The 9,765-nt window shown below is 68.4% G+C and carries 9 protein-coding genes; 1 reads left to right on the plus strand and 8 read right to left on the minus strand.

Features of this window, described 5'->3' with window-relative positions:
• From QSG27_RS25005 to fdnG, 8 genes are all read right to left on the minus strand, one after another.
• Positions 1–490 (minus strand): response regulator (locus tag QSG27_RS25005; protein WP_306710950.1); only part of this gene is annotated, 490 nt, incomplete at its 3' end.
• The gene (locus tag QSG27_RS25010; protein ID WP_306710952.1) at positions 474–2,051 is read right to left on the minus strand and encodes a methyl-accepting chemotaxis protein; all 1,578 of its coding nucleotides are present in this window, start codon (positions 2,049–2,051) and stop codon (positions 474–476) included. The genes QSG27_RS25010 and QSG27_RS25005, both read right to left, overlap by 17 nt.
• 13 nt (positions 2,052–2,064) lie before the next feature.
• On the minus strand, positions 2,065–2,556 hold the full coding sequence (locus QSG27_RS25015; protein ID WP_306710954.1) for a response regulator: 492 nt from the start codon (positions 2,554–2,556) through the stop codon (positions 2,065–2,067).
• A gap of 99 nt (positions 2,557–2,655) precedes the next feature.
• Positions 2,656–3,495 carry a hypothetical protein gene (locus QSG27_RS25020; protein ID WP_306710956.1) on the minus strand — a complete coding sequence of 280 codons (840 nt, stop codon included), beginning with the start codon at positions 3,493–3,495 and terminating at the stop codon, positions 2,656–2,658.
• Positions 3,496–3,558: 63 nt separating this feature from the next.
• Positions 3,559–4,395: a formate dehydrogenase accessory sulfurtransferase FdhD gene (gene fdhD / locus QSG27_RS25025; protein WP_306710958.1), complete on the minus strand. Its 837-nt coding sequence runs from the start codon at positions 4,393–4,395 to the stop codon at positions 3,559–3,561.
• A 57-nt stretch (positions 4,396–4,452) separates the two neighbouring features.
• A complete protein-coding gene (locus tag QSG27_RS25030) occupies positions 4,453–5,088 on the minus strand; it encodes a formate dehydrogenase subunit gamma (protein WP_306710959.1) in 636 nt (211 codons plus the stop codon).
• A complete protein-coding gene (gene fdxH / locus QSG27_RS25035) occupies positions 5,085–6,014 on the minus strand; it encodes a formate dehydrogenase subunit beta (protein ID WP_306710961.1) in 930 nt (309 codons plus the stop codon). The genes QSG27_RS25030 and fdxH overlap by 4 nt, the downstream gene beginning before the upstream one ends.
• A gap of 3 nt (positions 6,015–6,017) precedes the next feature.
• On the minus strand, positions 6,018–9,083 hold the full coding sequence (fdnG, locus tag QSG27_RS25040) for a formate dehydrogenase-N subunit alpha (RefSeq protein WP_306710962.1): 3,066 nt from the start codon (positions 9,081–9,083) through the stop codon (positions 6,018–6,020).
• Between the two features lie 493 nt (positions 9,084–9,576).
• On the opposite strand from fdnG, the gene fdhE reads away from it, so the two are divergent.
• On the plus strand, positions 9,577–9,765 hold a 189-nt coding region (gene fdhE / locus QSG27_RS25045), incomplete at its 3' end, for a formate dehydrogenase accessory protein FdhE domain-containing protein (RefSeq protein WP_326522693.1).

A 9,765-nucleotide genomic window follows, 5' to 3' on the forward strand; every position in this document is an offset into this window, starting at 1 on the left:
CGGGCGGGGCCAGGGCGGCGCGCATGGCGGCCAGCAGGGCCTCGCCACGGCGTTCGGCAAGGTCGGCGCTGACCGCCCCCGACGGCTTCGCCACCACCGCCGAGGCGCCGGCCATCAGGCAGGCCCGCCGTTCCGGCGACCCGGGGCCGGCGATCGAGGAGACGACGATCACAGCCGCGTCCGACACCGCGCGGATCGCCGGCAGCGCGTCCAGCCCGCCCATCACCGGCATTTCCAGGTCGAGCAGGCAAAGGGCCGGTTGAAGCGCCCGCGCGCGGTCGATGCCCTGGCGCCCATCGGCGGCGGTGCCGGCCACGCGGAAATCCCCGCCGCTCTCGGCCAGCCGTGACATCAGCGTCCGCATCATCGAGGAATCGTCGACGACGAGAACCGTGGGCAGCGGGACCGCGGGCGCCGCGTCCGTCACGGCGTCCGCCGCGTCGGCGGCCCGCCGCCCCTCAGCCCGACGCCCCTCAGCCCGCCGCGGCACCGGTCCGCCCCTGCTGCGCTTCCCGGCGCGTGGCGTCGGCCAGACGGGTCAGCTCGACCATCGTCGCGGCGATCTCCTCGCTGGCCGTGGCGTTGGCGTTGGAGATCTCGGTCAGGCGCTGCAGGCTCTGCTCGATCTGGCGCAGCACCCCGCCCTGCTCCTCCATCGACTGGGCGATGTCCTCGGACAGGCTGTCGGTCTCGTTGATGGCGGCGGACACGGTCTGCATGACGCCGCCCACCTCCGTGGCGACGGTGACGCCGTTCTGGATGCGCTCCCCGCTGTCGGCGGCCAGCAGGGCGATTTCCTGGGCGAGGTTGGCGGTCTGCTGGGCGAGGTTGCCGACCTCCTCCGCCACCACCGAAAAGCCGCGGCCATGGTCGCCGGCCCGCGCCGCCTCGATGGCGGCGTTCAGCGACAGGATGTTGGAGCGGGTCGCCAGTTCGCCGATGCTCTGGGTGATGCGGTTGATCCGCTCGCTGGTCACGGCGATCTCGCGCACCGCACCGGTCATCGTCTCCATCTGGCGCAGCGCGTCGGCCAGCCGGGTCGCCGCCTCGCGCGAACGGTCCTTGGCCGACAGGCTGACCGACGCGATGGTCCCGATGATCGAGGTGGTGCGCGTCACCGCGGCGGTGATGCTCTCCACCGACTGCATCTGGCGCTGCGACCCGTCGGACACCTGCTCCACCGCCGCCGCGGCCTGGCTGGTGGCGGCGGCCACCTGCTCCGCCGCCGAGACGGTGCGGTGGGACAGGGTGTCCGCCGCCGTCAGGCTGTCCTTCAGAAGCTGGCAGACCCGCGCGACGTCGCCGATCTCGTCCCGCCGGCCGGTGCCCTGGACGGTCCGGTCCAGCCGCCCGGCCAGCAGGTCCTTGGCCGTGTCCGTCAGGCGGCGCAGCGGGCGCACCACGGTCGACCGCAGCAGCAGGAAGGCGAGGACGAAGACGGCGGCCAGCGTGGCGGCCACCATCATGAAAAGCCGGGCCGTCTCCTCCCGCGCATGGGCCACGGTGGCGCGGGCGCGCGCCTGGGAGTTGGCCAGCGCCTGATCCACCCGCGCCCGCAATTGCCCGTCGAACTCGTCCACGGTCACCGACACGGCGCGGGCGCGGTCGCGCAGCGTGTCGCTCATCGCGCCGTCGCTCTGCTCCAGCCGTTCCGCCACCATGGCGTCGATCCGCGCGACGACCCGCTCATAGCCCTGGCGGATGCCGGCCAGATCCTCCCCGGTGCCGCGCAGCGCGCGCTCCGCCTCCTCCAGCCGGGCGTTGAAGTTGGCGTTCTGCTCCTTCAGCTTGGCGAAGACCTGCCGGGCCTTGAAGCCGCTCGGCTCGATCAGCCCCTCGATGGCCAGCCGCCCGGTGGCGTTGGCCGCGATGCGGGCGCGGGCCAGCCAGATGATGCCCGGCTGTTCGGTCTCGATGACGGCGGTCAGTTCCCGCTCCGCCGCCTCCTGGGCGGCGTTCAGCCGCAGGAACCCGGTGGCGATGGCCGCCCCCAGCACGGCCAGGATCAGGAACACCTTGCCGATCAGCGGCATGGAATCCAGCACTCTCATGGCCCCGCCCTCCTTAGGTCAGCTTGCCGATGGCGGCTTCGACCCGGACCTTCAGGTCCCTGACCGAAACGGGCTTGCGCAGGAACAGCCGGACCCCGGCGGCGATGGCCGTCTTGACCGAGCTTTCCTCGGCGTTGCCGGTGACCATGATGATCGGCAGCTTGGCCGTCTGCGGGTGCTTGCGCAGCATCTTGAACAGGGTCAGCCCGTCCGTCCCCGGCATGTTCCAGTCGAGCGTGACGAGATCGAACTCGCTCTTCAGGATCATGTCGATGGCCGAAACCGCCGAGGTCACCTCGGTGACGTTCCGGATGCCGAGCTGCGCGAAGGCGTAGCGGTGGAGACGAAGCATGCTTTCCTGGTCGTCCACACAAAGCACACGAATGGATTCGGCCTTTGGCATGCGCCGTCCTTTTGCAAACGAATCAATTTCCGAATAACTTTGGCAACAGTTTATCCCATCTTTTATGAATCGGCATGATCTAATCCATTGCGCTGCAAACATGAGGCGGGGCGCCGCCGAACGAAATCTTCGGATGCGCCCCTGTCTTGACGACACTACTTTTGCTTGATGGCGGCGGACGGCGGCGGGCGGGACCGTCCTTCAGACGGTCGGATGGCGCTCCAGCCAGCGGTCGTGGCATTTGTCCTGGCCGTTGAAGCAGGATTGGTTGATGTCGTCGCGCATGGCCTTGTAGGCGATGCGCTGGTCGGCCCCGCTGCTGGCCTTGACCGTCGGTTCCCAGATGGACAGCTTCGTCGCGATCTGATTGAGAACGTCGTGATCGGGGTGAATCCAGGCCCCGGAACCGGGAAACGATTTGCAATTGGCGCGGCAGTGTTCCGTCTCGATCTTGGTCAGACGGATGTAGATGCGGTAGGTGGGATGGGTCGCCCAGGCATCCGCCCATTTCAGGATGGATTTCCGGGCCTTCAGCATCTTCCGGCCTTGCGGGTTGACGTGGTCGGCGACCTTCTGCCAGTTCGTGTGGGACCGCGCCGCGCTGACCTGGACGAGCAGATCCTTCAGCTCGTTGGCATAGGACACCGCCTTCGCCAGCGCCCCCTTCGTCTCCCACCCGCCGGTGTCCATGGGGTCGTCCACCCGCATCACGTTCTCCGCACCGGGGAAGACGTTGCCGAAGGCCCAGAGGATGCGCTCCATCAGCCGTTCGATCCGGATCTGCGGGGTCTGGGCCGGCTCGATCACGCCGTTGTTCATGGCGTAGGTGCCGATGCTGGTCAGGAGCCCGTCGTCGCTGGCGTCCACGGCGCCGTCGCGGTAGTCGAGCAGGATGTTCTGCGGGCAGATGTGGTGATCGGTGACCACGCTGAGATTGGCGAGCCCGCGGCTCTGGGCCGCCTCCTGGACCTGGTTCCGCCAGGCTTCGAAATCGCGCGGCTTGGATTTGGTGTTCTTGATCGCGGCCTTGTCGAGTGGCATCGGGGTCTCCGTCGTCCGGCTGGTATCCCCCAGACGGCGGAGCGCGGTCCCCCGTGAAGCCGCTCAGGACTCCCGGCGGTCGCCGTGCCAGCGGTCGCCATGGCTGTAGACGACCAGCCGGTTGCCGCGGGCGAAGCCGGCCAGCGACACGCCGCAGCTTTCCGCCATGCGGACGGCCAAGCCGGTGGGGGCGGAGATGGCGACCAGCCCGCTGATGCCCAGCCGGGCGGCCTTCTGCACCAGCTCGTAACTGGCGCGGCTGGAGGTCAGGACGAAGCCGCCCCGACGATCCACGCCCGTGCGCACCAGCCAGCCGATCAGCTTGTCCAGCGCGTTGTGGCGCCCCACGTCCTCGCGCACCGCCAGGATGTCCCCCGCCGCGTCCACCCAGGCGACGCCATGGGCCGCCCCGGTGGCGCGGTGCAGGGTCTGCCGCTCGGTGAAGCGGGCCAGCGCCCGCCCCACCGCGTCCACCGACAGCCGCCCGCCGGAGGGGACGGGATGTCCGGAGCGGGCGATGGCCTGGAGGCTCTCCACCCCGCAGACGCCGCAGCCGGACCGTCCGGCGATGCTGCGCCGCTTGCCCTTCAGCGCCATGAAGCGCTCCATCGGGATTTCCATGCGGACCTCGATCCCGTCGCAGCCCTCCACCACCCGCAGGCTTTCCAGCTCCTCCGCATCGGCGACGATCCCCTCCGACAGGGAGAAGCCGAGGCCGAAATCCTCCAGGTCGTCGGGGGTGGCCAGCATGACCGCATGGACGATGCCGTTGTAGGCGACCGCCACCGGCACCTCCTCCACCACCGCGTCGTCGCAGAGTTCGGCGGCGCCGGGCCCCAGCCGCAGGACGGTCATGCGCTGGGTGGTCGCGTAATCGGCGAAGTCCGTGGCGAGGCTCATGGCGAATTCCTTCGAAAGAACATTCCGTCTCCCGCCCCGGGAGAGGGGATCAGGGCGTCACGAATGCCCGGCTTCCTTACCGGTCACCTGACGGAACCAGCGCGGGTGGTGCTTGCGCGCCCAGGCGTGGGTGACCACGCCCTCCACCATCGCGCGGATCGTGCCCTGCACCCACAGCGCGGCGTAGACATGGACGATGATGCTGGCGATCAGCACCAGCGCGCTGGCGGCGTGCACCAGAAGCGCGATGCGGATGACCGGGATCGGGAAGTAGCCCGCGAAATAGGGCCGCCACGCGATGACGCCCGACACCAGCAGCAGGATCATGCACAGCACCATGACCCAGAACATGCCCTTCTGGCCGCCGTTGTAGCGCCCGATGTCGCCGACCTCGTTGCCCTTCATCACCTCCTTCACCGACATCATCCATTTCACATCCTCCTTGTTGATGAGGTTGTGATGGGCGTAGCGGAAGAACTGGCGGGCGAAGGCGAGGACCATCACCACCCCGACGAAGGGATGGACGATGCGGGCGAGCTGCGGCGTGCCGAACACGCCGGTCAGCCAGAAGAAGGCCGGGTAGAAGAAGGCCAGCCCGGAGATGGCCAGCAGCACGAAGCAGACCGCCACGATCCAGTGGTTGATGCGTTCCGCGGCGCAGTAGCGTTGGATCAGCTTTTCCGTCGTCTTCACAGCGCGTTCTCCCGTTCCTTGGTCTTGGTTCCCTTGGCAGGCGGCAGCGGCGGCGTGCCGTGATCCGCCTCCTCCTCGTCATCGGCGCGGTTCGGGCCGACCGTGATGTAATGGAAGAAGCCGAACAGGCCGGCGGCGGCGACGCCCAGCGTCGCCAGCGGCTTCAGCATGCCCTTCCACACCCCGACGACGGCGCTGATCGACGGGTTGTCCGGCAGGCCGGAATAGAGCGCCGGCTTGTCGGCGTGGTGCAGCACGTACATGACGTGGGTGCCGCCCACCCCGGCGGGGTCGTAGAGGCCCGCCTGGTCGTAGCCGCGCGATTGCAGGTCGGTGATGCGGGTCGCCGCGACCTCGATCATGTCCTCCTTGGAGCCGAACTGGATGGCCCCGGTCGGGCAGGTCTTGACGCAGGCCGGCTCCTGCCCCACCGCCACGCGGTCGGAGCAAAGGTTGCACTTGTACGCCTTGCTGTCCGCCGGGCTGAGGCGCGGCACGTTGAACGGGCAGCCGGAAATGCAATAGCCGCAGCCGATGCAGTTCTCCTGGTGGAAGTCCACGATGCCGTTCTTGTACTGCACGATGGCGCCCGGCGACGGGCATGCCTTCAGGCAGCCGGGGTCGGAGCAGTGCATGCAGCCGTCCTTGCGGATCAGCCACTCCAGCTTGCCCTTCTCCTCGACCTCGTTGAAGCGCATGACCGTCCAGGCCTGCGAGGACAGGTCGGTCGGGTTGTCGTAGACGCCGACGCAGGAGCCGACCTCGGCGCGCAGCTCGTTCCATTCGGAGCAGGCGACCTGGCAGGCCTTGCAGCCGATGCACACCGTGGTGTCGATCAGCTTGGCGACTTCCTGCGGGTTGCGGGCCTGCGGCGTCGGCGTCGGCGAGGCGGAGCGGCGCAGGATATCGAGGGATTGCAGTGCCATGACTTACGCCACTCCGATCTTCTCGACGTTCACGAGGAACGCCTTGTATTCCGGGGTCTGGGTGTTGCAGTCGCCAACCGCGGGCGGCAGCGTGTTGGACAGGAAGCCCTTCTTGGCCACCGTCTCCCAGCCCCAGTGCAGCGGGATGCCGATCTGGTGGACGGTGCGGCCCGCCACCTTCAGGGCCTTGATGCGCTTGGTCACTACCGCCTTGGCCTTGATGTGGCCGCGCTTGGAGGAGACCTGGACCCAGTCGCCGGCCTTGATGCCCTTCTCCGCGGCCAGCGTCTCGCCGATCTCCACGAACTGCTCCGGCTGGGCGATGGCGTTCAGCCGCACGCTCTTGGTCCAGAACTGGAAATGCTCGGTCAGGCGGTAGGTGGTGCCGACATAGGGGAACTGGTCATGGGTGCCCAGACGCTCGCGGTCGGCCTTGAAGATGCGCACCGCCGGGCTGCTCACCACCTTCGGGTGCAGCGGGTTGGTGCCGAGCGGGCTTTCCATCGGCTCGTAATGCTCGGGGAAGGGGCCGTCCACCAGCTTGTCGGTGCAGAACAGGCGCCCGACGCCCTCCGGGTTCATGATGAAGGGGTTCATGCCGTCGGCGGGCGGCGAGTCCACCTTGAAGTCCGGCACGTCGGCCCCCGCCCAGGCCGCACCGTTCCACGAGATCAGGTTGCGCTTGGGGTCCCAGGGCTTGCCCGAGGGGTCGCAGGAGGCGCGGTTGTAGATGATGCGGCGGTTGGCCGGCCACGCCCAGGCCCAGCCCGGCGTGTTGCCCAGGCCCGCGTCGGTGTTGTCGCGCCGCGCCATCTGGTTGCCCGCCTGCGTCCAGCAGCCGGCGAAGATCCAGCAGGCGCTCATCGTCGTGCCGTCGTCGCGCAGCAGGGCGAAGTTCGGGATCTGCTCCCCCTTGCGGGCCAGGAACTTGGTGGGGTCCTTGGGGTCGGGGATGTCGGCCAGCGCGCGGCCGTTCAGCTCCTTCGCCAGCTCTTCCGGCGTCGGCTCCAGCGGGTTCTTGTAGGGCCAGGAGAGGTTCAGGATCGGCTCCGGCGCGGTGCCGCCCTCCTTGGCGTAGAGGGCGCGGACGGCCATGAACAGCTCGGCCAGGATCTCCTGGTCGGTCTTCGCCTCGCCCGGCGGGTTGGCGCCCTTCCAGTGCCATTGCAGCCAGCGCGAGGAGTTGACGATGGCCCCGTCCTCCTCCGCGAAGCAGGTGGAGGGCAGGCGGAACACCTCGGTCTTGATGCTTGCCGGATCGACCGCGTTGAACTCGCCGTGATTCTGCCAGAAGGAGGCGGTTTCCGTGGCGATCGGGTCGATGACCACCATGTATTTCAGCTTGGCGAAGTCCGCCGCCGTCTTGCGCGCGTCGGGGAAGGAGGTCAGCGGGTTGAAGCCCTGGACGATGAAGCCGTTGACCTTGCCGTTGTGCATCAGGTCCATGACCTGGAGCACGTCGTACATCTTGTCCCACTTGGGCAGCCAGTCGTAGCCCCAGTCGTTTTCCTTCGTCGCCTTGTCGCCCCAGAACCACTTCAGCAGGCTGACGAAGAATTTCGGCGTGTTGGCCCAGAAATTGAGCTGGCCCGGCGCCTGCGCCTTGGGGGCGGTCTTGGCGATGTAGTCGGCGAAGGTCGGGTGCGCCTTCTCCGACGGCAGGGTCAGGTAGCCCGGCAGGTTGGTGGACAGCAGGCCGAGGTCGGACAGGCCCTGGATGTTGGAGTGGCCGCGCAACGCGTTCACGCCGCCGCCCGGCATGCCGATGTTGCCCAGCAGGAGCTGGATCATCGCCATGGTGCGGATGTTCTGGGCGCCCACCGTGTGCTGCGTCCAGCCCAGCGCGTAGAGGATCGTGCCCACCCGGTCGCGCACCGCCGTGGAGCCGAGATGCTGGCAGACGCGCAGGAAGCCGTCCTTCGGCGTGCCGGTCAGGTCCTCGACCAGTTCCGGCGTGTAGCGCGCGTAGTGGGCCTTCATCAGGTTCCACACGCAACGCGGATGCTGCAACGTCGGGTCGGTCTTCGCCGTCGTGCCGTCCGCCTCGAACTCGTAGTTCCAGGAGGAGCGGTCGTACTGGCCCTTGGCGGCGTCGTAGCCGCTGAACAGCCCGTCCTCGAACCCGTAGCCCTCCTTCACGATGTAGGCGGCGTTGGTGTAGGCGCGGACATACTCCCACTGGATCTTGTCGTTGGCGACCAGCCAGTTGATGACGCCGCCCAGGAACACGATGTCGGAGCCGGCGCGGATCGGCAGATACTCGTCAGCCACCGCGGCGGAGCGGTTGTAGCGCGGATCGACGACGACGATGCGCGCGCCGCGCTTCTTCGCCTCGACCGCCCACTTGAAGCCGACCGGATGCGCCTCCGCCGGGTTGCCGCCCATGATCAGGATGAAGTCGGCGTTGCCGATATCCACCCAGGTGTTGGTCATCGCCCCACGCCCGAAGGTCGAGGCCAGCGCCGACACGGTCGGGCCGTGGCAGACGCGGGCCTGCGCGTCGGTGCCGACGATGCCCAGCGACCGCATGACCTTCTGCGTCAGGATGCCCGTCTCGTTGGAGGAGGCGGACGCGGTCAGCATCGCGGTGGACAGCCAGCGGTTCACCGTCACGCCCTCGGCGGTCTTGGTGACGAAGTTGGCGTCGCGGTCGTCCTTGATGTGGCGGGCGATGCGCTCGACCGCCTCGTGCCAGGAGATGCGCTTCCAGGTGCTGGACCCGGCCTCGCGCACCTCCGGGTATTTCAGGCGGTTCGGGCTGTGGATGAAGTCCAGCAGGCCGGCGCCCTTCGGGCAGAGCGAGCCGCGGCTGACCGGGTGGTCGGGGTCGCCCTCGATGTGGATGATCTCGGCCTTGGCGTTCTTGGCGCCGTCGCCCAGGCTGTACATCAGCAGGCCGCAGCCGACCGAGCAGTAAGGACAGGTATTGCGGATCTCCTTGGCGCGGGCGAGGCGGAACTGGCGCACCTCGGCCAGCGCCTCGGACGGCAGGAAGCCCAGAACTCCCATGCTGGAGGCGGCGAGCCCGCCCGCCGTGACCTTCAAGAAATGCCGCCGTGATACCTGCATGGGTGTGATGGGCATGAAACCTCCCTGGTGTCGGCCCTGGTGTCGGCCCTGATGTCGGATGTGCCGGGCCGTCCGGGACGACCCGGCCGACGTGGCGCATCCGCCAGAGGGCAGATTCCGTGCCAGCCGGGGCCATGGGCGGAATGCGGGGAATTTGCTGGGGGCCGGCGGACGGAACGGCCATGGCCGCATCCCGCGAAGGGACATTTTGTCCAGCCGACGACGGACAAAATGTCCCTAATGTTTGTATGGGGGACAATCTGTCGGGGGTGCGTCGATCCCTCTCCCGCCCCGGGAGAGGGTGGCCCGAAGGGCCGGGTGAGGGTCGTAGGAGGATCGAAGCGCCTGACCGTTGCCGGTACCCTCACCCTCCCGCCGCAATGCGGCGGGTCCCTTCCTCTCCCGGGGCGGGAGAGGGTGCCTCCCCATGGCACCGTTCTTGCGCTGTGCTATCCCTTCTCATCGTTCGTGATCCGTGACCGGGAAAGCCACCATGACCGCCTCCTCCACCGACGCCCCGATCTCCGAAGCGACCGCCGCCGCCATGGCCGCTGCCGGTCTGGTGCCGGGCCAGTCCCCGGCCCCGCTGCGCCTGCCCGACGCGGCTTTGTTCGCCCGGCGGGCGGCGCGTTTGCGGACGCTGGCGGACGGGCACGCCATGGGCGACTGGCTGCGCTTCGTC

It is taken from the genome of Azospirillum isscasi, from assembly GCF_030849505.1.
Classification (GTDB): Bacteria; Pseudomonadota; Alphaproteobacteria; order Azospirillales; family Azospirillaceae; genus Azospirillum; species Azospirillum isscasi.

Coding starts and splice junctions, on each gene's coding strand:
- QSG27_RS25015 (WP_306710954.1), bottom strand. CDS start 2,556: ATGTTTGCAGCGCAATGGATTAGATCATGCCGATTCATAAAAGATGGG.
- fdhD (WP_306710958.1), bottom strand. CDS start 4,395: ATGAGCCTCGCCACGGACTTCGCCGATTACGCGACCACCCAGCGCATG.
- QSG27_RS25010 (WP_306710952.1), bottom strand. CDS start 2,051: ATGAGAGTGCTGGATTCCATGCCGCTGATCGGCAAGGTGTTCCTGATC.
- QSG27_RS25020 (WP_306710956.1), bottom strand. CDS start 3,495: ATGCCACTCGACAAGGCCGCGATCAAGAACACCAAATCCAAGCCGCGC.
- fdnG (WP_306710962.1), bottom strand. CDS start 9,083: ATGCAGGTATCACGGCGGCATTTCTTGAAGGTCACGGCGGGCGGGCTC.
- fdxH (WP_306710961.1), bottom strand. CDS start 6,014: ATGGCACTGCAATCCCTCGATATCCTGCGCCGCTCCGCCTCGCCGACG.